24 protein-coding genes and 2 pseudogenes are annotated in these 25,377 nt (G+C 71.6%); 12 read left to right on the top strand and 14 right to left on the bottom strand.

All coding sequences use genetic code 11. From position 1 onward, the window contains the following. Nucleotides 1-111: 111 nt before the first annotated feature. From HYQ63_RS26360 to galU, 5 genes are all read right to left on the bottom strand, one after another. On the bottom strand, nt 112-735 hold the full coding sequence (locus tag HYQ63_RS26360) for a GNAT family N-acetyltransferase (protein WP_123106085.1): 624 nt from the start codon (nt 733-735) through the stop codon (nt 112-114). Beyond that, complete coding sequence (locus HYQ63_RS26355) at nt 732-1,331, bottom strand: molybdenum cofactor biosynthesis protein B (RefSeq protein WP_179936379.1); 600 nt, start codon at nt 1,329-1,331, stop codon at nt 732-734. The genes HYQ63_RS26360 and HYQ63_RS26355 overlap by 4 nt, the downstream gene beginning before the upstream one ends. Then, complete coding sequence (gene moaC / locus HYQ63_RS26350; protein WP_063735369.1) at nt 1,328-1,810, bottom strand: cyclic pyranopterin monophosphate synthase MoaC; 483 nt, start codon at nt 1,808-1,810, stop codon at nt 1,328-1,330. The genes HYQ63_RS26355 and moaC overlap by 4 nt, the downstream gene beginning before the upstream one ends. A 62-nt stretch (nt 1,811-1,872) precedes the next feature. Continuing rightward, nucleotides 1,873-3,204, bottom strand: a complete 1,332-nt coding sequence (gene glp, locus HYQ63_RS26345) for a gephyrin-like molybdotransferase Glp (protein ID WP_179936378.1) — start codon at nt 3,202-3,204, stop codon at nt 1,873-1,875. A 4-nt stretch (nt 3,205-3,208) separates the two neighbouring features. Continuing rightward, nucleotides 3,209-4,111, bottom strand: coding sequence for a UTP--glucose-1-phosphate uridylyltransferase GalU (gene galU / locus HYQ63_RS26340; RefSeq protein ID WP_179936377.1), 903 nt, complete (start codon nt 4,109-4,111; stop codon nt 3,209-3,211). 73 nt (nt 4,112-4,184) lie between these two features. Here galU and HYQ63_RS26335 point away from each other — a divergent pair, with 73 nt between their 5' ends. Beyond that, nucleotides 4,185-4,784 carry a 5-formyltetrahydrofolate cyclo-ligase gene (locus HYQ63_RS26335; protein ID WP_373689144.1) on the top strand — a complete coding sequence of 200 codons (600 nt, stop codon included), beginning with the start codon at nt 4,185-4,187 and terminating at the stop codon, nt 4,782-4,784. Between the two features lie 151 nt (nt 4,785-4,935). Here the strand turns inward: HYQ63_RS26335 and HYQ63_RS26330 are convergent, their stop codons facing one another. After that, nucleotides 4,936-7,698, bottom strand: coding sequence for a penicillin acylase family protein (locus tag HYQ63_RS26330; protein WP_179936376.1), 2,763 nt, complete (start codon nt 7,696-7,698; stop codon nt 4,936-4,938). Between the two features lie 244 nt (nt 7,699-7,942). Between HYQ63_RS26330 and HYQ63_RS26325 the strand changes: the two genes are divergently transcribed. From HYQ63_RS26325 to mscL, 5 genes are all read left to right on the top strand, one after another. After that, the gene (locus HYQ63_RS26325) at nt 7,943-9,451 is read left to right on the top strand and encodes a potassium/proton antiporter (protein WP_179936375.1); all 1,509 of its coding nucleotides are present in this window, start codon (nt 7,943-7,945) and stop codon (nt 9,449-9,451) included. Nucleotides 9,452-9,561: 110 nt separating this feature from the next. Next, entirely contained in the window at nt 9,562-9,942 is a 381-nt protein-coding gene (locus tag HYQ63_RS26320; protein WP_179936374.1) for an FmdB family zinc ribbon protein, read from the top strand. 143 nt (nt 9,943-10,085) lie between these two features. Further along, nucleotides 10,086-10,934, top strand: a complete 849-nt coding sequence (locus HYQ63_RS26315) for an S-methyl-5'-thioadenosine phosphorylase (RefSeq protein WP_179936373.1) — start codon at nt 10,086-10,088, stop codon at nt 10,932-10,934. 275 nt (nt 10,935-11,209) lie between these two features. Further along, entirely contained in the window at nt 11,210-11,782 is a 573-nt protein-coding gene (locus tag HYQ63_RS26310) for an RcpC/CpaB family pilus assembly protein (protein WP_257232131.1), read from the top strand. 93 nt (nt 11,783-11,875) lie between these two features. Then, nucleotides 11,876-12,367, top strand: coding sequence for a large conductance mechanosensitive channel protein MscL (gene mscL, locus HYQ63_RS26305; protein ID WP_179936371.1), 492 nt, complete (start codon nt 11,876-11,878; stop codon nt 12,365-12,367). A 58-nt stretch (nt 12,368-12,425) separates the two neighbouring features. Here mscL and HYQ63_RS26300 read toward each other — a convergent pair whose 3' ends face one another. Together HYQ63_RS26300 and HYQ63_RS26295 are read right to left on the bottom strand one after the other, a co-directional pair. After that, nucleotides 12,426-12,614, bottom strand: a complete 189-nt coding sequence (locus tag HYQ63_RS26300; protein ID WP_179936370.1) for a hypothetical protein — start codon at nt 12,612-12,614, stop codon at nt 12,426-12,428. 3 nt (nt 12,615-12,617) lie between these two features. Continuing rightward, nucleotides 12,618-13,160: an AMP-binding protein gene (locus HYQ63_RS26295; protein WP_257232130.1), complete on the bottom strand. Its 543-nt coding sequence runs from the start codon at nt 13,158-13,160 to the stop codon at nt 12,618-12,620. A gap of 202 nt (nt 13,161-13,362) precedes the next feature. Here HYQ63_RS26295 and HYQ63_RS26290 point away from each other — a divergent pair, with 202 nt between their 5' ends. The 3 genes and pseudogenes from HYQ63_RS26290 (at nt 13,363) to HYQ63_RS46090 (ending at nt 15,472) form a co-directional block, all read left to right on the top strand. Continuing rightward, nucleotides 13,363-14,511 (top strand): P1 family peptidase, encoded by a 1,149-nt coding sequence (locus tag HYQ63_RS26290; RefSeq protein WP_179936369.1) that lies wholly within the window; start codon nt 13,363-13,365, stop codon nt 14,509-14,511. Nucleotides 14,512-14,567: 56 nt separating this feature from the next. Continuing rightward, a pseudogene (locus HYQ63_RS46095) lies at nt 14,568-14,636 on the top strand (hypothetical protein); the annotation flags it as partial. 371 nt (nt 14,637-15,007) lie between these two features. After that, nucleotides 15,008-15,472 carry a hypothetical protein gene (locus HYQ63_RS46090; RefSeq protein ID WP_373689246.1) on the top strand — a complete coding sequence of 155 codons (465 nt, stop codon included), beginning with the start codon at nt 15,008-15,010 and terminating at the stop codon, nt 15,470-15,472. Between the two features lie 7 nt (nt 15,473-15,479). Here the strand turns inward: HYQ63_RS46090 and HYQ63_RS26280 are convergent. From HYQ63_RS26280 to HYQ63_RS26270, 3 genes and pseudogenes are all read right to left on the bottom strand, one after another. After that, nucleotides 15,480-17,577 (bottom strand): annotated as a pseudogene (locus tag HYQ63_RS26280) (fructose-specific PTS transporter subunit EIIC). A gap of 85 nt (nt 17,578-17,662) precedes the next feature. Beyond that, nucleotides 17,663-18,607 carry a 1-phosphofructokinase gene (pfkB, locus tag HYQ63_RS26275; protein ID WP_179936368.1) on the bottom strand — a complete coding sequence of 315 codons (945 nt, stop codon included), beginning with the start codon at nt 18,605-18,607 and terminating at the stop codon, nt 17,663-17,665. Then, complete coding sequence (locus tag HYQ63_RS26270) at nt 18,604-19,365, bottom strand: DeoR/GlpR family DNA-binding transcription regulator (protein ID WP_063735359.1); 762 nt, start codon at nt 19,363-19,365, stop codon at nt 18,604-18,606. The genes pfkB and HYQ63_RS26270 overlap by 4 nt, the downstream gene beginning before the upstream one ends. Nucleotides 19,366-19,576: 211 nt before the next feature. On the opposite strand from HYQ63_RS26270, the gene HYQ63_RS26265 reads away from it, so the two are divergent. Continuing rightward, complete coding sequence (locus HYQ63_RS26265) at nt 19,577-20,314, top strand: SDR family NAD(P)-dependent oxidoreductase (RefSeq protein WP_179936367.1); 738 nt, start codon at nt 19,577-19,579, stop codon at nt 20,312-20,314. Nucleotides 20,315-20,497: 183 nt separating this feature from the next. Here HYQ63_RS26265 and HYQ63_RS26260 read toward each other — a convergent pair whose 3' ends face one another. Beyond that, complete coding sequence (locus tag HYQ63_RS26260) at nt 20,498-21,499, bottom strand: RNA polymerase sigma factor RpoD/SigA (protein WP_179936366.1); 1,002 nt, start codon at nt 21,497-21,499, stop codon at nt 20,498-20,500. 346 nt (nt 21,500-21,845) lie between these two features. Here HYQ63_RS26260 and HYQ63_RS26255 point away from each other — a divergent pair, with 346 nt between their 5' ends. Next, entirely contained in the window at nt 21,846-22,256 is a 411-nt protein-coding gene (locus tag HYQ63_RS26255; RefSeq protein ID WP_257232129.1) for a hypothetical protein, read from the top strand. Nucleotides 22,257-22,301: 45 nt separating this feature from the next. Here HYQ63_RS26255 and HYQ63_RS26250 read toward each other — a convergent pair whose 3' ends face one another. Further along, entirely contained in the window at nt 22,302-23,063 is a 762-nt protein-coding gene (locus HYQ63_RS26250) for a dioxygenase (protein WP_179940522.1), read from the bottom strand. Between the two features lie 133 nt (nt 23,064-23,196). Here HYQ63_RS26250 and HYQ63_RS26245 point away from each other — a divergent pair, with 133 nt between their 5' ends. Beyond that, the gene (locus HYQ63_RS26245; protein WP_179940520.1) at nt 23,197-23,721 is read left to right on the top strand and encodes a MarR family winged helix-turn-helix transcriptional regulator; all 525 of its coding nucleotides are present in this window, start codon (nt 23,197-23,199) and stop codon (nt 23,719-23,721) included. A gap of 128 nt (nt 23,722-23,849) precedes the next feature. Here HYQ63_RS26245 and HYQ63_RS26240 read toward each other — a convergent pair whose 3' ends face one another. Further along, on the bottom strand, nt 23,850-25,370 hold the full coding sequence (locus HYQ63_RS26240) for an MFS transporter (protein ID WP_179936364.1): 1,521 nt from the start codon (nt 25,368-25,370) through the stop codon (nt 23,850-23,852). Nucleotides 25,371-25,377: the final 7 nt, after the last annotated feature.

Below are 25,377 nucleotides of genomic sequence, written 5' to 3'. Positions count from 1 at the left end.
ATCTGCCAATTGGCGCGGTGTGTCGCACGATCTGGCTGATATCTCGAAAGTTTTTTGTGATTGTTGGGATGACCAGGCCGGGAATGCGTCGAATGTAATCGAACAAAGTTTTTATTTCTGCGATGCCCCTGGTCGGGTCCGGTGCCACCGGGAGAGCAGCCCCTCCGACAGCTCCTCCACGGTGAGCGCGAAGACCAGATGGTCGCGCCATGCGCCGTCGATGTGCAGATAGCGCGGCCGCAGCCCCTCTTCGCGGAATCCGAGTTTCTCCACCACCCGGCGGCTCGGCAGGTTCTCCGGACGGATGCACACCTCGATGCGGTGCAGTCCGACGGTGCGGAAGCAGTGGTCGGCGGCGAGCGCGACCGCGGTCGGCATGACGCCGCGACCGGCCACCGCCTGATCGACCCAGTAGCCGATGTGGCCCGAGCACATCGAGCCCCAGGTGATCCCGGCGACCGTCAACTGCCCGGCCAGCCGCCCCTGGTACTCGATGACGAACGGCAGCATCCGCCCGGAATGCGCCTCGGCGCGCAGATGGCGCACCATCTGCCGGTAGGTGGGCCGCTGGGTGACGGGGCCGCCGGGCGCGGGCGGCGGAATGGTCGCCTCCCAGGGCCGCAGCCACTCCCGGTTGCGCTGGTTGACCTCGCGCCAGGCGCGCTGGTCGCGCAGCTTTATGGGACGCAGGACCGTGTCTCCGTCCGCCAGCACGACCGGCCAGGGCGCGTTCAGCTCGCGCTCCCGGCGGGACCGGAAGGATCGGCGGCATCGGCCGCACCGGCCGCATCGGCAGAACCGGCGGGTCGGGGGTGGTCGCCGCCGTGGATCTGGTCGACCGCGTGCGTCAGGAGCCGCCCGAGCACCGCGAGACCGTCGCGGACGCCTCCGGTCGAGCCGGGCAGGTTGACGATCAGGGTCGTCCCGGCGACCCCGGCCAGGCCCCGGGAAAGCGCCGCGGTGGGCACCTTCACGAGCCCTTCGGCGCGGATGGCCTCCGCGATGCCGGGGATCTCGTAGTCCAGGACCCGACGGGTGGCCTCGGGGGTGCGGTCCATCGGGGTGAGGCCGGTGCCGCCGGTGGACACGACGACGTCGTACGAGGCGGCCACCGCTTCCCGCAGCGCGGCCTCCACCGGGTCGCCGTCGCGGACCACGCGCGGGCCGTCGACCGCGAAGCCGAGCGCGGTCAGCCCCTCGGCGATCAGCGGGCCGCCCTTGTCCGGGTAGACCCCGGCGGCGGCGCGGTTGGATGCCGTGACGACCAGGGCGCGGTACCGCGGCGCGTCATCAGGGACGTCAGGGCCGGTAGGGGCGCCGGGGGCGGTCATTCCCGGCTCCAGTCGCCGGACTTCCCGCCGGTCTTCTCCTCCACCCGCACGTCGGTGATGACCGCGCCCTTGTCGACGGCCTTGACCATGTCGATCACCGTCAGGGCGGCGACCGAGACCGCCGTCAGGGCCTCCATCTCGACGCCCGTACGGTCGGTGGTCTTGACCGTGGCGGTGATCTCGACCGCGTCGTCGGCGACCGCCAGGTCGACCTTCACGCCCGACACGGCGAGCGGATGGCACAGCGGGATCAGGTCCGGGGTGCGTTTGGCGCCCATGATGCCCGCGATCCGGGCGGTCGCGAGGGCGTCGCCCTTGGGGACGCCCTCGCCGCGGAGCAGTTCGACGACGCGCGGCGCGACCAGCACACGGCCGCTCGCGCGGGCGGTGCGCGCGGTGACGTCCTTGGCCGAGACGTCGACCATGCGCGCCGCGCCCGCCGGGTCGAGATGGGTGAGGTGGTCCTGGGCGCTGCTCATCGTTCTCCCGGTCCGGGCCAGGTGGCTCTGTGCGACGACACCGTACCCGCCGTAGGCCCCGGCTAGGCGAGAAGGACGACGTCCACCTCGGCCCCGGGAGCGACCTCGGCCACGTCCTCGGGGATCACGATCAGCGCGTTGGCCCGGGCGAGGGCCTTGATCAGATGCGATCCGGCGCCGCCCACCGGGGCGACCGTGCCCGGCTCTCCCGCCGCCGCCGACTCGTACCAGCCCCTCAGGAACTGGCGCCGGCCCTCCGGCGAGGACGCGATCCCGTCCGGACAGACCGCCCGCACGGTGGTGCGGTGCACCAGGCCCGCGCCCAGCATGGTGCGGATCACCGGCCGGACGAACAGCTCGAAGGAGACATACGAACTGACCGGATTGCCGGGCAGGGCGAGCAGCGGGGTCCGGTCGGAGCCGACCCGCCCGAAGCCCTGGGGCTTGCCGGGCTGCATGGCCAGCGTCCGGAACTCGACCTCGTGCATCGCCTCCTTGACCACGTCGTACGCGCCGACGCTGACTCCGCCGCTGGTGACGACGATGTCGGCGCGGCTCAGCTGGTCCTCGACGGTGGCGCGCAGCGTCTCGGCGTCATCGGCGACGGAGCCCACCCGGTAGGCGATCGCCCCGGCCTCCTGGGCGGCGGCGGTGAGCTGGTAGCTGTTGGAGTCGTAGATGCGGCCGGGCCCGGTCTCCTCACCGGGCTGGACCAGCTCGCTGCCGGTGGACAGCACCACGACGCGGGGCCGCGGCCGGACCCTGACCGTGGACCGGCCGATGGCGGCCAGCAGCCCGATCTGCGCCGCCCCGAGGACCGTGCCCGCGCTCAGCGCCATCTCGCCCGCCCCCGCGTCGCTGCCCCGGGTGCGCACATGCTGCCCGTCCCGGACCGGCCGGAAGACCCGCACCAGGCCGCTGCCGCCGTGCGGATCCGAACTGCGGGCGGGCATGCCGCTGACCGGCCCGTTGTTCAAACCGCCGTCGGTCCACTCGACCGGGACGACGGCCTGGCCGCCGGGCGGCAGCGGGGCGCCGGTCATGATCCGGGCAGCCTCGCCGGGGCCGATGGCGGGCAGCTCGCCGCTGCCCGCCGCGATGTCCCCGACGACCGTCAGCACCGCGGGATGCTCCCCCGTCGCCGCCCCGACATCGGCCGTGCGGACGGCATAGCCGTCCATCGCGCTGTTGTCGAAGGGCGGGAGGGCAGCGGGCACGGTGACGTCCTCGACCAGGACGCAGCCCAGGGCGTCCAGCAGCTGCAACTCGATGGGATCCAGCGGGTGGATGTGCCCGAGGATGTCGTCGAGGTGCTCGGCCACCGACCAGACCCGGTGACGCTCCCGGCCCTCGCCCGTGCCCTGATCGGCGGCCCGTGCCGCGGTGCTGCTCAAAGTGCTACATCTCCTCGGTGACGTAACTGCGAAGCCATTCCCGGAACTCCGGGCCCAGGTCTTCACGTTCGCACGCGAGTCTGACAATGGCACGCAGATAGTCGCCACGGTCGCCTGTGTCGTACCGCCGCCCCTTGAAGACGACGCCGTGCACCGGGCCTCCGAGGTCCGGATCCGAGGCGAGCGCCTGGAGCGCGTCGGTCAACTGGATCTCCCCGCCGCGGCCGGGCTCGGTGCGGCTCAGCACGTCGAAGACGGCCGGATCCAGCACATAGCGGCCGATGACCGCGTAGGAGCTGGGCGCGTCGGCCCGGTCGGGCTTCTCGACCAGGCCGGTGACCTGGACGACGCCCTCGTCCAGGGTGGGCTTCACGGCGGCGCAGCCGTAGAGGTGGATCTGCGCGGGATCCACCTCCATGAGGGCGATGACACTGCCGCCGTGCTGCTCCTGTACCTCGACCATGCGGGCCAGAAGCGGGTCACGGGCATCGATGAGGTCGTCGCCGAGGAGGACGGCAAAGGGCTGGTCACCTACGTGCGGGGCGGCGCACAGCACGGCGTGGCCGAGGCCCCTGGGATCGCCCTGCCGGACGTAGTGCATGGTCGCCAGGTCGCTGGACTCCTGGACGCGGGCGAGGCGGGTCTCGTCGCCCTTGCGGGTCAGAGCCTCTTCGAGCTCGTAGTTGCGGTCGAAGTGGTCTTCCAGGGGCCGCTTGTTGCGACCGGTGATCATAAGAACGTCGGACAGGCCGGCGGTGACGGCTTCCTCGACGACGTACTGGATCGCCGGCTTGTCGACGACCGGCAGCATCTCCTTCGGGGTGGCCTTGGTGGCCGGGAGGAAGCGGGTTCCGAGGCCCGCAGCAGGGATGACAGCCTTGCTGATCCGAGTACGCGATTGAGTCATGTCCCGAACCTTATCCGGTGCCTTTCAGGCGATTGATGAGGATACGGTGAATATGACATGAGACAGGAAGTTTGTGCACTCAGTGAGCCCCACCGACGCTAGTAAGCCCGCATTGCGGAAACGTCTCCTGGCGATGAGGTCCGGGTTGACGGCGGATGACATCGAGGCAGCCGGAGCCTCACTGGCGTGTCGCGCGTTGGAGCTGCCGGAGCTGGTCCGGGCGGACACCGTGGCGGCCTATGTCTCGGTGGGGCGCGAGCCCGGTACGCGCGCGCTGCGGGACGCGCTGCGCGCGCGGGGCGTACGGGTGCTGCTCCCCGTCCTGCTGCCGGACAACGATCTCGACTGGGGCGCGGACGAGGGCCCGGACGGGCTGGTGCGCGCGGGCCGGGGCCTGCTGGAGCCCGGCGGGCCGCGGCTGGGCCCGGACGCGGTCACCCGGGCCGACGCGGTCCTGCTGCCGGGGCTCGCGGTGGACCGGCGCGGTATGCGACTGGGGCGCGGCGGCGGTTCGTACGACCGGGTGCTGGCCCGGCTGGCGCGGGCCGGGGCCGATCCCGCGCTGGTGGTGCTGCTGTACGACGGCGAGCTGCTGGACGCGGTCCCGGAGGAGCCCCACGACCGGCCGGTGCACGCGGCGGTGACGCCTTCGGGGGCGCACCGCTTCGCCTGATGCCCGCCCGGTAACGCGGCGGCCCCGCCGGAGGCGCCCGAAGGCGTCTCCGGCGGGGCCGGAAGGGTCGCGGGCTCCCGCCCCCGGGCCGGGGGCGGGAAGGGCCCGCAGAGGGCCGTCTGAAGCCGCAGGCGGTGGTTCAGCGGACGCCTCAGGGGGTGAGGGCCAGCTGATCGTCGGTGGACTTGTCCACCGCGGTCTTGCTGAACGCCCAGGGCAGCAGCTCGCCCTTCGCCCACTTCTCGGTCTGGTCCGTGTAGTGCGCGTTGTAGGCGTGGCCGGAGGCGCCGGTGAGGTTGATCCACCGCGACTTGTCGAAGTTGTCGAGGTTGACGACCATCCGCATCGACGGCACCCAGGTGACGTCGTAACCGCCCGCCGCGTTCCAGCCAGTCGCGTTGACCGCCGCCTCGCCGCCCGCAAGGTCCCACGGGCCGCGGTTCAGCATCCACTGGACGACACCCGGGCCCTCGGTGCCCAGCGTCTGGTTCTTCAGCGTCAGCCGGTGCAGCCGACCCCAGCTCCAGCTGTTGATGTTCTTGCCCAGCTTGGCGGTCAGCTCGGAGCGTGCGTCCTTCATGGCCTCGGCGAGCAGCTCGTCACGGTTGGCCGCGCCCGGCTGGTTGCGGGTCCCGGCGGTCTTCCACCAGTCGTTGCCCGGGTCCTTGATGATCTTCCGTACGACCTCGTACCAGCGGTCGCCGCCGTCCGGCTGGGCCTCGTCGGCATCGCGCGTCCCGCATTCGCGCACCAGCCGGGTGTTGCCGTCCAGGTCCTCGAGCGGACCGGAGTCCTCGGCCGGCCGCACCCGCAGGCACTGCCCCTTGACCCGCAGCTCCTTGGGCATCTTCTCGCCGAAGGCGAGCATCAGGGTGTTGCGCCAGACGGCGTTGAAGTACGCGGCGGCCGCGGAATCGGCGTCCTGGGTGTAGTCCCAGCCCTCCAGGAGCTTCTGGGCCTCGCGGACGAAGGGGTCCTTGACGTTGATCTTCAGCAGGTACGGCGTCAACACCTTGGCGATCTCACTGCTGTTGTCCGTCTGGAGGGACTGCATGTCGTCCGTGGAGATCTTCCCGCCGTCCTTGATCTTGGATTCGATCAGGTCGGTGATGCGCTGGCTGCGCGCGCCGTATGCCCAGTCGTCGGTCAGCGGGTACGGGTACTTCTTCTTGTCTATGACGGCCTGGTTGGCGGTGACGATGTAGCCGCGGTCGGGGTTGTACTCCCAGGGCAGCGCCGACTGCGGAATGAACTTCGACCACCGGTAGCGCGAGTCCCAGCCGGGCGCCGGGTAGCGGCCGTCGCCCTCGGCGCGCACCGGGATCCGTCCCGGCGCCTGGTAGCCGATGTTGCCCTTGGTGTCGGCGTAGATGAGGTTCTGAGCGGGCACCGCGAAGTCGCGGGCCGCCTTGCGGAAGTCATCGAAGTTCCGGGCCCGGTTCAGGCCGAAGACCGCGTCCATGCTGTTGGACGGGGACAGTGCGGTCCACTTCAGGGAGACCGCGTAACCGTCGCCGCGGTCGGGCGCCACATCGTCGGCCCCGCTGCCGACCGGTGCGCTCTTGCCGACGTTCGTCAGCTCCTCGTCCCGGTCCGAGACGATCGGCCCGTTGTTGGTGCTGCGTACCGTGATCGTGCGGCTCTTGCCGCCCGCGACCTTGATGGTCTCCTCACGGCTGCGGAACGGGACCTGCTTGCCGTCGTAGAGGTAGTGCGACGCGGTGACCTTCTGAAGGTACAGATCGCTGACGTCGGCACCCAGATTGGTCATTCCCCAGCTGATGTCCTGATTGTGGCCTATGACCACGCCGGGCATCCCGGAGAAGGTGTAGCCCGCCGTGTCGAACGGGCACTTGCTGGTGACCTGGTTGCAGTGGAGGCCCATCTGGTACCAGACGGACGGCAGCTGGGGCGCCAGATGCGGGTCGTTGGCGAGCAGCGGCTTGCCGGTGGTCGTGTGCCGGCCGGAGACGACCCACGAGTTGGAGCCGATGCCGCTTCCGTTGGGGCCCAGCAGCGCCGGAACCTTCTCCAGGGTCTTCGACATGGAGGTGAGCTGGCTCTGGAGGCCCTGGGCGGCCCCATTGGCCCCGTTCACGGCGCCGGCCGCACCCGCGTTGCCCGTGCTGCCCGTCGACGTCGCCTTGGGATCGAACTCGTCGGTGACCTCGTCGAGCGCGCCGCCCTGGACGATCGGCTTGTTCCGGCTGTACGGATACGACGGGTACAGCTCTTCTATCTGCTTGGCGCTCAGCCGGCTCGACGCCAGGGCGCGGTCCACCTCTTCCTGCATGTTGCCACGCAGGTCCCAGGCCATGGCCTTGAGCCAGGCGACCGAGTCGACCGGGGTCCACTTCTCGGGCTTGTAGCCGTCGTTCTCGAAGCCCAGCGCCGCGTATTCGACCGACAGCGCCTTGCCCTCGTGGTCCTTGAGGTAGGCGTTGACCCCGTCCGAATAGGCCCGCAGATACTTCTTGGTTTCCGGCGACAGCTTGGTGTCGTATTCCTTCTGCGCCACCCGGCGCCAGCCCATGGTGCGCAGGAACGCGTCGGTCTCCACCTGGCTGGAACCGAACATCTCCGAGAGCCGACCGGCCGTCATATGACGGCGGACGTCCATCTCCCAGAAGCGGTCCTGGGCCTGGACGAAGCCCTGGGCGCGGAACAGATCCTCGGGTGAGTCGCCGTAGATCTGGGGTATGCCATAACCGTCGCGCTTGACCTGGACGGGATCGGAAAGCCCCTTGAGCTGCAGCGACCCCGTGGTCTCCGGGAAAGAGGCCCGCACGGTACTGATACTCCAGTACGTGCCGAAGCCGGTACCCCCCACGAGCAGCAGCACGACTGCGATCACGATCAGGCGGAGACGTCGGCTCTTCTTCTTGGGAGAAGAGCCGGTTTTGTTGGCGGGCATCGCTGTCCTTCGAGGGGCAGGGTGATCCTGGAGTGCTGGAGCAACCATAGGCGCAGCGCTGTCGCCACCCCCACGCGGAGTCATGACTGACGCCGTCCACCGGCCACCGGGCCGGTCTCCCCCACCTCCGCGGGCGGCCCGTGTGGAAGGCCCGCGTCAAGAACCCGTAAAATGTTAGGTAAGGCAATGAAGTTCCGGTCGGCCGGGAACCGTTCACATCGTCCCCGAAGGTCCCGCCGCTCACGTGAGAAAGGTTCGGCCCCTGACTGTCCACCACCTCAATGAACTGCTGCTGGTCTGCTCTCTCGTCCTGCTCGTCGCGGTGGCGGCCGTAAGGCTCTCGTCCCGCAGCGGGCTGCCCACCCTGCTCCTCTACCTCGGGATGGGCGTCGCCCTGGGCACGGACGGGCTCGGCGTCACCTTCGACAACGCCGAACTGACGCAGGTCATCGGCTACGCCGCGCTGGTGGTGATCCTGGCCGAGGGCGGTCTGGGCACCAAGTGGCGAGAAATAAAACCCGCGCTGCCGACGGCCGCCGCGCTGTCGACCGCGGGCGTCGCGGTGAGCGTGGGGGTCACCGCGGCGGCGGCGCACTATGTGGTGGGGCTGGACTGGCGGCAGGCGCTGATCATCGGCGCGGTGGTGTCGTCCACGGACGCGGCGGCGGTCTTCTCCGTGCTGCGCAAGGTGCCGCTGCCCAAGCGGCTCACCGGCATCCTGGAGGCCGAATCGGGCTTCAACGACGCCCCGGTGGTGATCCTGGTCGTCGCCTTCTCCAGCCAGGGCCCGATCGACGCCTGGTACGTCATGATCGGCGAGATCGTGCTGGAGCTGGCGATCGGCGCCGCCATCGGTCTCGCGATCGGCTGGCTCGGCTCGTACGCGCTGCGCCGGGTGGCCCTGCCCGCCTCGGGCCTGTACCCGATCGCGGTGATGGCCATCGCGGTCGTCGCCTACGCGGGCGGCGCGCTGGCACACGGCTCCGGCTTCCTCGCCGTCTACCTCGCCTCGCTCGTCATGGGCAACGCGAAGCTGCCGCACTGGCCGGCCACCCGCGGCTTCGCCGAGGGGCTCGGCTGGCTCGCCCAGATCGGCATGTTCGTCCTGCTCGGACTGCTGGTGACGCCGCACGAACTGGCCGACGACATCTGGCCCGCCGTCGTGGTCGGCCTGGTGCTGACCGTCGTCGCCCGGCCCATGTCGGTGCTGGTGAGCACGGCGCCGTTCCGGGTGGCATGGCGGGAGAAAGCCCTGCTGTCCTGGGCCGGGCTGCGCGGCGCGGTGCCCATCGTGCTCGCGACCATCCCCATGGTCGGCGAGGTGCCCGACAGCCGCCGGATCTTCAACATCGTCTTCGTCCTGGTGATCATCTACACCCTGATCCAGGGGCCGACGCTGCCCTGGTTCGCCACCCGGCTGCACCTGGAGGAGACGGAGGGCACCGCGGACCTGGGCATCGAGTCGGCCCCGCTGGAGCGGCTGCGCGGCCATCTGCTGTCGGTGTCGATCCCCAAGGACTCCCGGATGCACGGGGTGGAGGTCGGCGAGCTGCGGCTGCCGCCGGGGGCCGCGGTCACCCTCGTCGTCCGGGACGGCTCCAGCTTCGTGCCCCTGCCCTCGACCGTGCTGCGGCGGGGCGACGAACTCCTGGTGGTGGCCACCGACCCGGTGCGGGACGCGGCCGAACAGCGGCTGCGGGCGGTCGGCCGGGGCGGCAAGCTGGCGGGCTGGCTGGGCACCGGTGGCGGCTGATGGCGTGGCGTAGGTCACCGTGTGCCGTACCGCAGTGGACTGGCGGGCCGGAATACTGCACTATGGAGCGTCGTTAGCACTCAACGAGTGAGAGTGCCAGGAGGAAGTACGTGCCGACCTACCAGTACCAGTGCACCGAGTGCGGCGAGGGCCTCGAGGCGGTGCAAAAGTTCACCGACGACGCACTCACCGAATGCCCCGAGTGCCAGGGACGCCTGAAGAAGGTGTTCTCCGCGGTCGGCATCGTCTTCAAGGGCTCCGGTTTCTACCGGAACGACAGCCGCTCCTCGTCCAGCAGCTCCGGCGGCTCGGCGAAGTCCGCGTCGAAGAGCGACAGCGGCTCGTCGTCGGACAAGAGCTCGTCGTCTTCGTCCTCTTCCTCCTCGGACACCTCCTCGGGGTCGTCCTCGTCGACTTCCTCGTCTTCGACGTCTTCGTCGTCCTCCTCGTCGACGTCTTCTTCGTCGAGCAGCACCAGCTCGGCCGCCTGACCTCGCACGCACCGCGCGCCCCCGCCGCTCCCTCCCGGGAAGCCGCGGGGGCGCCGTGCGTCGGGGCGCCCTGCGTCGGGGCGCCCTGCGTCCGGGCGCCCTGCGTCGGGGCGCCGTCGTCCGCGGCTGGCTAGGGTGATCACATGGCTGAGACGAGCAGCACACCAGCAGACATAGGGGTCATCGGAGGGTCGGGGTTCTACGCCTTCCTCGACGATGTGACCGAGGTCACCGTGGAGACTCCCTATGGCACGCCGAGCAATTCGCTCTTCCTCGGCGACATCGCGGGACGGCGGGTCGCCTTCCTGCCCCGGCACGGCCGCAAGCACCATCTGCCGCCGCACCGGATCAACTACCGCGCCAACCTGTGGGCCCTGCGCTCGGTCGGGGTGCGGCAGGTGTTCGGACCGTGCGCGGTGGGCGGACTGCGGCCGGAGTACGGCCCGGGGACGCTGCTGGTGCCGGACCAGCTGGTGGACCGCACCAAGGGACGCACGCAGACCTACTTCGACGGCGAGCCGCTCCCGGACGGGCGGGTGCCGAACGTGGTGCACACGACCTTCGCCGACCCGTACTGCCCGGTGGGGCGGCAGGCCGCGGTGACGGCGGCACGCGGACGCGACTGGGAGCCGGTGGACGGCGGGACGATGTGCGTGATCGAAGGGCCCCGCTTCTCCACCCGGGCGGAATCGCGCTGGCATGCCGCGCAGGGCTGGTCGGTGGTCGGGATGACCGGGCATCCGGAAGCGGTGCTCGCCCGTGAACTGGAGCTGTGCTACACGTCGTTGACGCTGGTCACCGACCTGGACGCGGGCGTGGAGACGGGTGAGGGCGTCTCGCACGCCGAGGTGCTGAAGGTGTTCGGCGAGAACGTCGGACGGCTGCGCGAGGTGCTCTTCGACGCGGTGAGCGGCCTTCCGGACAACGCCGACCGGGACTGTCTGTGCGCGCACGGGCACGACGGCTGGGATCTGGGGATCGAGCTGCCGTAGAGCCGGGCGGGCTGGGGGCTGGTGGGGGCTGGTGGGGGCGCGCTGGGACGGATGCACACGCGTGTGGGGGACCGAGTTGTCCACAAGGCCGCGGCCGTCCACAGGCCCCAGCGGCATCCGGCGAGGCCGGGCATGGTGAAGGGGCCAAATAGCTCCCGGCTCCTCACGGCAGGCGGTGTTGTGCCATGTCCCGTCCCTTTCCTGCGTCCCCATCCCCCGCGTCCCCGTCCTGCGCGTCTTCTCCTCCGACCCGCGCCACTCCCCCGGCCCGCGCGGTGCCGCGCTTCGGTCCGGTGCGGGTGGCGCGCGACGGCAGATACCGGCTGCGGCGGTCCGTGCGGCGACGGCGGCGCTCGATGGCGGCCGGGCTGGCGCTGACGGCCGCCGCGCTCGCGGCCGCGGCACCGTCCGGTCAGGGGTCCTCGCGCCCGGAGCCCTCCCCCGCCACCGCGGCCGGGGACCGGTACGAGCCGCCGCGCCCCACCGTGGTGTCCGCGCCGGTCCGGATCGCCGACGCGGCGGCTGTGCGGCTGCTGCATCCCGGCGACCGGGTGGACGTGCTGGCCACGCCCGCGCCCGACACCGTCCGGCACCGCGGGACCGACGCCCCGGCGCGGGTGGTCGCCCGCGGGGTCCGGGTGGCCTCCGTCCCCGGTCTCCGGGACGGCGGCCCGCCGGGAGCCGATGGCTCCCCGGAGGCGGGCGAGCCGGATTCCGGGGCGCTCGACGGCGGCGGCCCGGCGGACGGCGGGGCGCTGGTGGTGCTCACGGTGCCGCGCGCGGCCGCCGCCGCGCTCGCCGGGGCCGAGGCCACCTCACGTCTGGCGGTGACACTGTGCCGCTCCTGACATACGTGCCTCACCTCTTGGGCCTGCTCGGTGCCGGTGTAGGTTGCGGAACCGTCCGCTCCAGCACCGTCGCGGCGAGAGAAAGGCAGTGGGTTGAGCGAAGAGAAGAGGACCGAGGCGCAGGAGAAGGAGAGCGTCTGGGAGGGCTTCAAAGCCTTCCTGATGCGCGGCAATGTGATCGACCTCGCGGTCGCGGTCGTCATCGGAGCCGCCTTCACCTCTGTCGTGAACTCCGTAGTGAAGGGCCTGATCAACCCCATAGTGGGCGCCTTCGGGACGAAGGACCTGGAGAAGTACCGCTCCTGCCTCAAGGCGCCCTGCGAGACGAACGCGGCGGGCGAGGTGGTGCACGGCATCCCGATCATGTGGGGCAGCATGCTCTCGGCCGTGCTGACCTTCCTCATCACCGCGGCGGTCGTGTACTTCCTGATGGTGCTGCCGATGTCGCGCTATCTGGCGCGCAAGGCCGCCAGGGATCAGCAGGCCGAGGAGGAGCAGGCGGAGACGGAGGCCGAGGAGATCATGCTGCTCCGCGAGATCCGGGACGAGCTGGTGGCCCGGCGCGAAGGCAGCCCCAGCACCTAGCCGAGCGCCTGATCGGCGTCGTGCGCCGTCAGGGCTTCCGGCGTGGGGCCCCTCGCCGTCAGAGGTGGTGGGGCGGCTTCTCGTCCAGGAACCGGGCCAGATCCGCGGCGCTGTCGGCGCTGTGCTCGCCGGGAGCCCGCTCACCCCACCCGCGGTCCGTATCGTCCGTGGACGGCTGTGCCAGAGGATCGTCGAAGATCAGCGCGGCGGCCGGATCGCGCGGTCCAGGGGCGGGGGCGGTGCTCATGGCTCAAGAGTACGACCGCGGCAGCGGTTCGGTGTACCGGCCGAGCTCGTCGTGCCACCACAGGTCCCGGCCGGGCTTCCAGGACACCGGGCGGGAGAGGCGGTGCACGACCAGCACGTTCCGGACGCCGGGGCAGCTGGTGAGCGCCCGGTCGACAAGCTGCTTGAGGGGCTGCTGCTCCCCACAGCGCTGTTCCCCGTCCGCGGTGATGACGATCTTGGCGTCCATCTCCCTGATCCGGTCGCGCAGTTCATGCGGGCGCAGTCCCACCGGCAGGCTGCCGCGTACGACGTCGAGGCGGCCGCAGGCCAGCGTGGCGATCACGGACTCGGGCACCAGCGGCAGATGGACCGCCACCCGGTCGCCGGCCCGGACTCCGAGCCGGGTGAGGGCGGCGGCGGCCCTGGCGGCCTGGTCGAGCAGCTCGGCGTGGGTCAGCTCCTCGGTGCAGTCGGGCTCACTGATCCACCGGAGGGCCACCCGGGAGGTCTGCCGCGTGGCGGCGTCCAGTGTCGGGAGCTCCTCCGTCCGGGAGGTATGGGGCACGGCGGTCTTCCTTGGGGCGGGGACGAACGGCATACCGCACAGCCTGCTGTCAGGTCATCAACGTCTGATGAACGCCCGCTATATGAGGCGACGATGGTCCGGCGCGCGCCGTCCGGAGGTGCTCGCGAGGGCCGTTGCTCCGGGGCCGGGCACGCCTCGTTGTACGACCATGACACGAGTCGCCGTGCTACGCATAGCGTTCATGGATGCCGAGCGAACCACCCACGACTCCCCGCACACCGGCCGGGCCGACGCCCTGACAGACGTACCCGGGCTGCGCGTCGGCCATGCACAGCGCACCGGAGGCGGATGGCTGACCGGAACGACCGTCGTGCTGGCCCCCGAGGGCGGCGCGGTCGCCGCCGTCGATGTGCGCGGCGGTGGGCCGGGCACCCGGGAGACCGATGCCCTCGATCCGCGCAATCTCGTCCAGCGTGTGGAGGCCGTCGTGCTGACCGGCGGCAGCGCGTTCGGCCTGGACAGCGCCTCGGGGGTGGCCGCCTGGCTGGAGGAGCGCGGCCGCGGCTTCCGGGTCGGTCCCGATCCGGCACAGGTCGTCCCGGTCGTCCCGGCGGCCGCCCTCTTCGACCTCGGCCGGGGCGGTGACTGGCGGGCCCGGCCGGGCGCGGACCTGGGCCGGGAGGCCGCCGAGGCGGCGGCCGGTGCGGAGCCTGGCGCGCCGGTCGGGCAGGGCAATCTGGGCGCGGGCACGGGCGCGGTGGCCGGTGGGCTCAAGGGCGGCACGGGATCGGCGTCGCTGGTGCTGCCGTCCGGCATCACGGTGGCCGCGCTGGTGGCGGTCAACGCGGCCGGATCGGTGGTCGACCCGCGGACCGGCGTGCTGTACGGGCAGGGGTACGAGCCGTCCGGGGACGGCGGGCCCTACCGCCCCGGCGGAGAGGAGCACGCGGAGGCGGTGCGCCGCCTGGCCACCGCGCGGGCCGAGTCGGAGCGGCGCCAGGCCGCGTCGGTGCGGCCTCCGCTGAACACCACCCTGGCCGTGGTCGCCACCGACGCCGCGCTCACGCGGGCCCAGGCGCAGAAGCTCGCGGGCACGGCGCACGACGGTCTGGCCCGGGCGATCCGGCCGGTGCATCTGATGTCCGACGGTGACACGGTCTTCGCCCTGGCCACCGGTGATCGGCCGCTGGTGGCGGAGGAGAGCGGGGGCGATGCGGGGGATCCGGCGTTCGGGGTGCACCGGGAGGCCGGGGCGCTGAACGAGGTGCTGGCTGCGGGGGCGGACGCGCTGACCCGGGCCGTGGTCAAGGCGGTGCTGGCGGCGGAGGGGGTGGACGGTCCGGGCGGGGTCTTCCCCGCGTACCGGGATCTGTACGGCGGACCGTTCTGAGCGGACGGCACCGAGACGGCCGAGAGGGACCGAGGACTGAGAGGGAGGGGAACACCATGGACGCCGATCTGCTGGTTGTCGGCGGCGGTCCGGCGGGCTGTGCGGCCGCCGTGATGGCGGCGAGCGTCGGGATGCGGTCCGTCCTCGTCGAGTCGGGCGACGCGCTGTGCGGTGCGCTGCGGCGCATCCCGGTGGTGAGCAACGTCCTGGGCTTCACCACCGGCCCCGGGCTGGCGGCGGCGATCGAGGCCGACGTGGCTCGGTGTGCCCTCTGCCGGGTCGCACTCGGGCGGCGTGCCACGCGGATCGACGCGTTCGAGGACCGGGTGGAGGTGACGGTCGAGGGAGCGAGGGCCACTGCTGCGCGGCTGACCGCTCCGTACCGTCGTGGCCCCCGGTCGGGCCGCTCGCAGGCCGCGGAGGGCCGGGAGCTGCGCGGGAGCTGCGCCAGCTGTGGGAGGCGGATGCCGCGGCGATCACCGGCCGCACGGTTCTCGTGCTCGGCGCGGACCGCCCGCTGGGCACCCTCACCCGCGCCCATCCGGAGCTGCGGGCCCGGTTCCTGGTCGCCCATCCGCCCGGGGACGCCTACAAGACCGAGGAGGTCGGGCAGGACGACCGGGTGGAGCTGGTGGCCGTGCGGCGGCTGGAGTTGGGGGCGCCGTCGGCTCCGCTGCGGGCCGAGGCGCTGACGGCAGGAGGCGAGCGGCGTGCCCTCACGGCCGACCTGGCGTTCCTGAATCTGGGCAGCGCCCCGGCGCCGCCCGGCGGGTCCGTCGTCACCGCCGGGTCCGGCTACTGCCCGCCGGGGCTCCAGCATCCGAGGATCCGCACCGCCGGTGATCTGCGCTCCGCCCGCTTCCAGCGGATCGCGACCGCGATGGGCTCAGGCAGCGAGGCCGCGCTCAGCGCCTACTACGCTGCGCGCGGCCTCGCCACGGATGGGGTGGGGGGTGACTGAGATGGGGTCAGACCGCGACGGCCACCTTCTCCTCGTCCCCGGTGGCGCCCTTCGCGGAGGCGTCACCGCCGGCCGGGGCCGTGGCGCCCGCCTCCGCCTTCTTCCGCAGTCCCTTGAGGAGGATCACCAGTCCGGCCGACACCACCGTGCCCGCCAGGATGGCCAGCAGGTAGAGGAACGGCTGGCCGATCAGCGGGACCACGAAGATGCCGCCGTGCGGGGCACGCAGCGTGCAGCCGAAGGCCATCGACAGCGCACCGGTGATCGCGCCGCCCACCATCGAGGAGGGGATCACCCGCAGCGGGTCCGCAGCCGCGAACGGAATGGCGCCCTCGCTGATGAAGGAGGCGCCCAGCACCCAGGCGGCCTTGCCGTTCTCCCGCTCGGTCTTGGTGAACAGCTTCCCGCGCACGGTGGTGGCCAGTGCCATCGCCAGCGGCGGGACCATACCGGCGGCCATCACCGCGGCCATGATCTTGAGGCTGCCGTCGCTCGGGTCGGACACCGCGATGCCGCCGGTCGCGAAGGCGTACGCGACCTTGTTGACCGGGCCGCCGAGGTCGAAGCACATCATCAGGCCGAGGATCACCCCGAGGCCGATGGCGTTGGCGCCGGAGAGCCCGTTGAGCCAGTCGGTCATCGCTTCCTGGGCGGAGGCGATGGGCTTGCCGATCACCACGAACATCAGGACGCCGACGATCGCCGAGGAGATCAGCGGGATCACCACGACCGGCATGATGCCGCGCAGTGCCGCCGGGACCTTGAACCGCTGGATGCCCATGACGACCGCGCCCGCGATCAGGCCCGCGGCCAGACCGCCGAGGAAGCCCGCCTTGATCGTGGTCGCGATGTAGCCGCCGACGAAGCCGGGCACGAGTCCGGGCCGGTCGGCCATGCCGTAGGCGATGTACCCGGCCAGGACCGGCACCAGGAAGGTGAACGCCGCGCTGCCGATCTGGAAGAGCAGCGCCGCCCAGCTGGCGGTCTCGGCCCACACGAAGTGGTCCGCGACGGACTTGGCGCTGGCGATCTCGTAGCCGCCGATCGCGAAGGCGAGCGCGATGAGCAGACCGCCCGCGGCGACGAACGGGACCATGTAGCTGACGCCCGTCATCAGCCACTTGCGCAGCCGGGTGCCGAAGCGGTCGCCGCCCGCGTCCATCGGGGCGGAGCCGTCCGAGGCGTCATCGGACGCTGCCGCCGGTGCGCTGGTCTCGCCGCGCGCCGCCTTGTCGCGCGCCTCGGCCACCAGCTCGGCCGGGCGGTTGATGCCCGCCTTGACCCCGACGTCCACCGTCGGCTTCCCAGCGAACCGCTCCTTGTCCCGGACCTCCACGTCATGCGCGAAGATCACCGCGTCGGCGGCGGCGATGGTGGCAGCGGGCAGCTTCTCGAACCCGGCCGAGCCCTGGGTCTCCACCACCAGCTCGACACCGGCCTCACGGGCCGCGTTCTCCAGCGACTCGGCGGCCATGTAGGTGTGCGCGATACCGGTGGGACACGAGGTGACGGCGACGATCCGGAAGGGCGCCGCCGCGGCCGCCGGTGCGGGCGCGGAAGTCCCGGCGGGCTCGGAGGCTCGGCTCCCGGCAGGCGGCGGACGCGGGCTCCGCGGCACTGTCCGAGGCGCTGTCCGAGGCGCTGTCCGAAGCGGACGACGCTTCCTCGTCACCGCGGATCAGGGCGGCCACCCGGGCCGGGTCGTCGGCGGCCCGCAGGGCGCCGGTGAACTCGGCGTTCATCAGAGACCGGGCGAGGCTGGACAGGATCGTCAGGTGATCGCTGTCGGCACCCGCGGGGGCCGCGATCAGGAAGATCAGGTCGGCCGGTCCGTCCGGCGCGCCGAAGTCGATCCGGGTCGTGCTGCGCCCGAAGGCCAGCGTCGGCTCGGTGACGTGCTCGCTGCGGCAGTGGGGTATGCCGATGCCGCCGTCCAGGCCGGTCGGCATCTGCTCCTCGCGGGCCGCCACGTCGGCGAGGAAGCCGTCGAGGTCGGTGACCCGGCCGGCCGCGACCATGCGCTCGGCGAGCGACCGGGCGGCGGCTTCCTTGGTGTCGGCGGACAGGTCAAGGTCGACCAGATCCGCGGTGATCAGCTCACTCATCTCGCGGCTCCCTTGGGTGCGATACCGCCCTGGGACAGGCGGGCGGAGGGGGTGGGGACTGGGGGGTGGGAGTGGGTCGGGCCGGTCACGCGGGCTCCTTGAGCGCGCGATCCAGCGGTACGTCCGAGGTCGTGGTGACGGCGGACGGGTCCAGGTCGGCCGGGGTCGGCATCACGCTGCCCGGCAGTTGTACGGCGGCCGCGCCATGGGCCACGGCCGAGGCGAGCGCGGCGGCTCCGGTGCCGCCCGCGGCGAGGAATCCGGCGAGCGAGGCATCGCCCGCACCGACGTTACTGCGGACGGCCGTGACCTTGGCCGTGCCGAAGTACGTACCGGTCCCGTCGACCAGCAGCTGACCGTCGGCGCCGAGGCTGGCCAGGACGGCGCGGGCACCCAGCTCGCGCAGCTCCTCGGCGGCCTTGACCGCCTCGCCGAAGGTGGCGATCGGGCGGCCGACGGCCTGGGCGAGTTCCTCGGCGTTGGGCTTCACCACATCGGGGCGCTCGCGCAGGGCCGCGGTCAGGGAGGGGCCGGAGGTGTCCAGGGCGATCCTGGCCCCCGCGCGGTGGGCCCGGGCGACCAGCTCGGCGTACCACTCGGGGGCGAGCCCGCGCGGGAGGCTGCCGCAGCAGGCGATCCAGTCGGCGTCGGCGACCCGGCTCCGTACCGCCTCCAGCAGGGCCTCGGCCTCGGTGTCGTTCAGCTCGGGTCCGCTCGCGTTGAGCTTGGTGAGGGTGCCGTCCGGCTCGGCGACGGAGATGTTGACCCGGGTCGAGCCGCGCACCGGCACGCCCGCCGCCTCGATGCCCAGCTCCTCGAGCAGCCGCGCCAGCAGCGCGCCCTCGGGTCCGCCGAGCGGCAGCGCCGCCACGGTGCGGTGCCCGGCGGCGGCCACGGCGCGCGAGACGTTGACGCCCTTGCCGCCGGGGTCGACCCGGTCTGCGGTGGCCCGCAGCACGGCGCCGCGCTCCAGCGCCGGGATCTCGTACGTACGGTCCAGGCTGGGATTGGGGGTGACGGTGAGGATCATGCGCGTGCTACTTCCGTGCCCTGCTTTTCGATGGCGAGGGCGTCCTGTGGGCTGAGCCCGGTGTCCGTGATGAGCAGGTCGACGTGGTCGAGGCCGCCGAAGCGGGCGAAGTGCTCCTGGCCGAACTTGCCGGAGTCGGCGAGCAGCACGACCCGGCGGGCGGCGCTGATCATGGCGCGCTTGACGGCGGCCTCCGCGAGGTCGGGGGTGGTCAGCCCGCTGTCGGGTGAGAAGCCGTTGGTGGCGAGGAAGACGACGTCGGCCTTGACCTCGCCGTAGCCGCGCAGCGCCCAGGCGTCGACGGCGGCCCGGGTGCGGTGGCGGACCCGGCCGCCCACCAGGTGCAGGGCGATGCCGGGGTGGTCGGCGAGGCGGGCGGCGATCGGCAGCGCGTGGGTGACCACGGTGAGCCCGGCTTCCAGGGGGATGGCGGCGGCGAACCGGGCCGCCGTCGACCCGGCGTCGATGATCACGCTGCCGTCGGCGGGGAGTTCGGCGAGGGCGGCGCGCGCGATGCGGTCCTTCTCGTCGGCGGCGGTGCTCTCGCGCTCGGCGAGGTCGGGCTCGAAGTCGAGACGCCCGGCCGGGATCGCGCCCCCGTGCACGCGGCGCACCAGGCCGGCCCGGTCGAGGGCCCGCAGATCACGCCGTACGGTCTCGGCGGTGACCTGGAACTCCTCGGCGAGGGACAGGACATCCACCCGTCCGCTGTCGCGGGCGAGCCGGAGGATCTCCTGCTGACGCTCCGGTGCGTACATGTGGGTTTACGTCCCTTCCATGCCCGAACCTGTGATTTCGCGGCCAGATTACGTCGCCGCTTCCGGAAAGTAAACAGACTCGGGCACGAAACAAACTCGACCGGACAGACTCGGGCCAGCTTCGAAAGCTCGGCCCTGGTTCGCCCCCACCCACGCGACAGAGCAGTACCTTCAAGGCTCTTCATCGCATTCTTCGCATCCGGGAGCGGACATGACACTCGACGGCAAGGCGGCCCTGATCACCGGCGGCAGCCGCGGCATCGGCGAGGCCATCGCCCTCCGGCTCGCCGAGGACGGTGCCGATGTCGCCCTGACCTACCGCGACCGGGCCGACCGGGCGGCGGACATCGTCGAACGGATCAAGGCGCTGGGCCGCCGGGCCCTGGCGGTGCGGGCCGACAGCGCGGACCCGGAGGCGCTGCGGTCGGCCGTGGCCGGGGCCGCGGCCGAGTTCGGGCGCCTGGACATCCTGGTGAACAACGCGGGCGTGGGAGTCCTCGGCCCGGTCACCGAGCTGTCGCTGGAGGACATCGACCGCGCCCTCGACATCAACGTCCGGGCGCCGTTCCTGACCGCCCAGGCGGCGGTCGAGCGGCTGTCCGACGGCGGGCGGATCATCAACATCGGCAGCTGCATGGCCGAGCGCGTCGCCTTCCCCGGGGGCAGCCTCTACGCGACCAGCAAGACCGCGCTGACCGGCCTGACCAAGGCGCTCGCCCGTGAGCTGGGCCCGCGCGGGATCACCGTCAACCTGATCCACCCCGGCCCGATCGACACCGACATGAACCCCGCCGACGGCGAGAGCGCCGCCGTGCAGCGCGGCTTCACCGCGCTCGGCCGCTACGGACTGCCGTCGGAGGTGGCCGCGACCGTCGCCCATCTCGCGGGCGAGAGCGGGCGTTACATCAGCGGGGCGTCGATCGCCGTCGACGGCGGCTTCGCCGCCTGACGGAAAGGGTTCGCCGCCTCACCGGGAGCCCCCTCACCGGGAGCCGCCCCACCGGGAGCCGTCCCACCCGGAAACCCGGAAACCCGGAAACCGGAAAAGGAAGAGCCCCGGCGCTCGGGGGAGTGCGCCGGGGCTCGGTCTATGGGGTCTGTGGCGTGCAGTCGGTCCATGCGACGCGGCGGCTCAGGCCGCGGCGTCGAAGCCGGTCTGGCGGGCCATCTTCTTCAGTTCCAGCAGCGCGTGCTTCTCGATCTGACGGATGCGCTCACGCGTGAGCCCATGCTGCTTGCCGACCTCGGTGAGCGTGCGCTCCCGCCCGTCATCGATGCCGTACCGCGCCTTGATGATGGAGGCGGTCCGGTCGTCGAGGCGGCCGATGAGGTCTTCCAGCTCCTCGCTGCGCAGCAGCGTCATCACCGACTGCTCGGGCGAGACGGCCGAGGTGTCCTCCAGCAGGTCGCCGAACTGGGTCTCGCCCTCGTCGTCCACCGACATGTTGAGGCTCACCGGGTCGCGCGCCCAGTCGAGCACGTCCGAGACCCGCTCCGGGGTGGAACCCAGCTCCTCGGCGATCTCCGTGTGCTCCGGCTCGCGGCCGTGCTCACGGTTGAACTCCCGCTGCACCCGGCGGATCCGGCCCAGCTCCTCGACCAGGTGGACGGGCAGCCGGATCGTCCGGGACTGGTCCGCGATCGAGCGCGTGATGGCCTGACGGATCCACCACGTGGCATACGTCGAAAACTTGAAGCCCTTGGTGTAGTCGAACTTCTCCACGGCGCGCACCAGGCCCGCGTTGCCCTCCTGGATCAGGTCGAGCAGGGGCAGGCCACTGCGCGGATAACGGCGCGCCACGGCCACGACCAGGCGCAGGTTGGAGCGGATGAAGACATCCTTGGCGCGGGCACCCTCGGCCGCTATGGCCTCGAGCTCCTCTCGGCTCGCACCCGCGGCTCCGGTGTCCTCAACCTCCCCGTCCAGGATCTGCTGGGCATATACACCCGCCTCGACAGCCTGGGACAGCTCCACCTCCTTGGCCGCGTCCAGCAACGGGGTGCGAGCGATCTCGTCGAGATACATGCCGACCAGGTCGCGATCGGCGATTTCCCCGCCTGTGGCGCGAACACTGTTGGCCCCATCAGCGCCACCGGTGGTGGCCTGATTGCGGGCGACGGCACGGGTTGCCATGCGTGCTCCCTTACAGATGGATCGGGCGCGGACTATGAACGGACCTTCCCTGGGCGGGTGCCCCGTCCGATGGAAACAACGACTGGAATCCGGACAGAATTCCCAAGCCGCGCCCACCTTTTTACGATCATGCAGTACCCTGTGCCGCCACAGGGGGTTCAGCGCAGCGCAACAGCGCCGGGAAAGTGCAGGTCAGGGGCGCCCGTTGCACCGGAACGACCGCCTTCCCCCCGCTTTCCACCTCGCCTCCCTCCCCACAAGACGGATCCCACGGCCTTCTGGTTGCCCGTACCGGGCTTGCCGGAGGCCGGGAGCGGGTGTGCGCTGGAGGAGAGGAGGTCCCGCCATGAACGGATCCGTTTCGGCCCCCGCGCGCAGGCGCCACCGGCCGCGTCTCCCCGCCGTGCCGCTCCACCCCGCCGCCTCCTGGGTGGTTCCCGTCGTGCTGGGCGTCCTCACCGGCGGCTACGCGATGTTCATCGGCCACGACCAGGGGTCGACACTGCCCTCCGCCGCACTCCTCGGCGTGGTGGCGGCGGTCGTCGTCGGCGCGGTCTGCTATCTGGTCGGGCGGGTCCAGGGGCGGCTGCTGCCGGAGGTCCGGGCGGGGCTGTACGGAAGTCTGCTCGGCTGCGTGATCGGCTTCCTGTACTGCCTGAGCGGGGCGGCCGTGGGGCGGGCGACCGGCGTCGGCCTGGGGGTGGCGCTGTCGATGGCAGCGGTGTCGTTCTACATCATCCACGCCCGGTCGGACTGAGCCCGGCCACCGATCCCCCGCACCCCCGGTATCCCCCGGACCGCCTCAGCCGAACTGCACCGACCGCTTCGCCAGCCCCATCCAGAAGCCGTCGATCACGCTGCGCTGGCTGCCCAGTTCCGACTCCGCCGCGCCCATCGTGACGAACAGCGGGGCGAAGTGCTCGGTGCGCGGGTGGGCGAGAGAGCCGCTCGGCGAAGCGTGCTCGAAGTCGATCAGCGCGTCGATGTCCTGCCCGGCGAGCGCGCGCCGCCCCCAGTCGTCGAACTCGGTCGACCAGCCGGGCGGCGTCGGGCCGGTGTGACGCAGCGCGGCCAGGTTGTGGGTGAAGAAGCCGCTGCCGACGATCAGCACTCCCTCGTCGCGCAGCGGGGCGAGCTTGCGGCCGATGTCCATCAGCTTCCGCGGATCCAGGGTCGGCATCGAGACCTGGAGGACGGGAACGTCGGCGTCCGGGTACATCTCGACGAGCGGTACGTAGGCGCCGTGGTCGAGCCCGCGGTCGGGGATGTCCTGGACGGGCGTGCCCGCGGTGCGCAGCGTCTTGCGGATGCGCTCGGCCAGTTCGGGGGCGCCGGGCGCGGCGTAGCGGACCCCGTAGTAGTGCTCGGGGAAGCCCCAGAAGTCGTAGACCAGCGGAACCGTTTCGGTGGCCCCGATGGCGAGCGGGGCTTCCTCCCAGTGCGCGGAGATCATCAGAATGGCCGTGGGCCGGGGCAGATCGGCCGACCAGGCGGCGAGCTGTCCGGGCCAGACCGGGTCATCGGCGAGCGGCGGAGCACCATGGCTGAGATAGAGGGCGGGCATGCGCGACACGGCGGCGGCTCCTCGACCAGACGAACACGAGAAAGCTTGAAGTATCAAGCAGTAGCTCAGATGACGGTATCGCACACTTGTTTAAAGTTCAAGAAGTAGACTTACAATGAACGATGTGGACGCCATGAACTCCCCCGCAGACGCAGACACAGGCTTGGACACGGCCGCCGACGAGCCCCGCTGGCTGGACGATGACGAGCAGCGCACCTGGCTGGCGTACATCCAGGCCAGCATGTTGCTGGAAGACCATCTCGACCGTCAGCTTCAGCGCGACGCGGGCATGCCGCACGTCTACTACGGCCTGCTGGTGAAGCTCTCCTGGGCGCCCCGCCACCGGATGCGGATGACCGAACTGGCCGAGGCCGCCAAGATCACCCGCTCCCGGCTCTCCCACGCCATCACCCGCATGGAGAAGGACGGCTGGGTGCGGCGCGAGGACTGCACCGACGACAAGCGCGGGCAGAACGCGGTCCTCACCGAGAAGGGGTTCGACGTCCTCAAGCAGACCGCGCCCGGCCATGTCGACGCCGTTCGCTCGGCGATCTTCGACCGGCTCAGCCCGGAGCAGATCGCCCAGTTCGGCGACGTCTGCCGGATCATCGCCGACGGGCTCCAGCCCGAGGGCGCCGATCTCCCCTGGCTGCGCTGAGCCGAGTCACACGAAGCGGAGACATACGAAGCGGAGACGCACGAAGCCGGGACGCACGAAGGCCCCGCTCCACCGGGCGAACACCGGGGAGCGGGGCCTGCGCTGTGCGACGCTGTGCGTACGCGGCGTCAGTGCGCCATGACCGGAACGGCGTCCTCCACCGCCCCGTCGCCCGAACCGGCGACCGCGCCGCCGCCGTCCTGCCTACCGGCGCTGATCAGCGTGGTGGCGATCGCCGCGGACAGCAGCAGGATGCCGACCGCCCAGGCGATGGCCGCGGTGTAGCCGTGCACCATCGACTGGAGCTGGAGCAGCTTGGGCGAAGAGGCCGTGGCCACATGGCCCTTGGCGTACGCCGTGGTGGCGCTGGCGGCGATGGTGTTGAGCAGCGCGGTGCCGATCGCGCCGCCCACCTGCTGCGAGGTGTTGACCATCGCGGAGGCGACGCCCGCGTCACGCGGCTCGACACCATGGGTGGCCAGGCTCATCGCGGGCATGAACGCCGTACCCATGCCGAGGCCGAGCAGCACGATCGCGGGCAGGATCAGCGCCGGGTACGAGGTGTCGAGGTCGATCTGGGTCAGCAGCAGCATGCCGGCCGCGGCGACCAGGAAGCCCGGGCCCATGAGCAGCCGCGGCGGGACCCTGGTCATCAGCCGGGCGCCGATCTGCGTCGAGCCGGTGATCATGCCCGCGACCATCGGCAGGAAGGCCAGACCGGTTTCGACCGGGCTGTATCCCTTGACGATCTGCATGTAGTAGGTGAGGAACAGGAACAGACCGAACATGCCGATGACGGCGAGACCCAGCGAGGCGTAGACCCCGCCGCGGTTGCGGTCGGTGACGACGCGCAGCGGCAGCAGCGGGGCCTTCACCCGGGACTCGACGATCACGAAGGCGATCAGCAGCACCGCGGCCGCGACGTACAGCGCGACGGTCGGGCCCGCGGTCCAGCCGTCGGACTCGGCGCGGGTGAAGGCGTAGACCAGCGCGACCAGGCCCGAGGTGGCCAGCAGCACACCGGGGACGTCCAGCTTGGAGGGGTTACGGCTCTCGGTGGGCTCGCGGATCACGGCGACCGCGCCGACCGCGGCGACGATGGCGAACGGGATGTTGACGAAGAACGTCCAGCGCCAGTCCAGGTATTCGGTGAGGACGCCGCCGAGGATCAGGCCCACGGCACCGCCGCCGCCCGCGATGGCGCCGAAGACGCCGAACGCCTTGGCCCGCTCCTTGGGGTCGGTGAACATCACGGCGAGCAGCGAGAGCGCGGAGGGCGCGAGCAGCGCGCCGAAGACGCCCTGGAGGGCGCGGGCGCCGAGCAGCATGCCGCTGCCCACGGCGGCGCCGCCGAGCGCCGAGGCCACGGCGAAGCCGACCAGCCCGATGATGAACGTCTGCTTACGGCCCCACAGGTCCGCGATCCGGCCGCCGAACAGCAGCAGGCCGCCGAAGGCGAGGGCGTAGGCGGTGATGACCCACTGCTTGTTGCCGTCAGAGATGTTCAGGTCGGCCTGGGCCGAGGGCAGGGCGATGTTCACGATGGTCGCGTCGAGGACGACCATCAGCTGGGCGAGGGCGATGAATATCAGCGCTTTCCAGCGCCGGGGGGCGGCGTGGGGAGCCTTGTTCAGGGCCGTTTCAGGCATGGGTGGG

Source organism: Streptomyces sp. Rer75 (assembly GCF_013414305.1).
In the GTDB taxonomy this organism is placed as follows: Bacteria; Actinomycetota; Actinomycetes; order Streptomycetales; family Streptomycetaceae; genus Streptomyces; species Streptomyces himastatinicus.
Note: the sequence above shows the minus strand (reverse complement) of the source record. Positions and strands in the feature narration are given on the sequence as shown.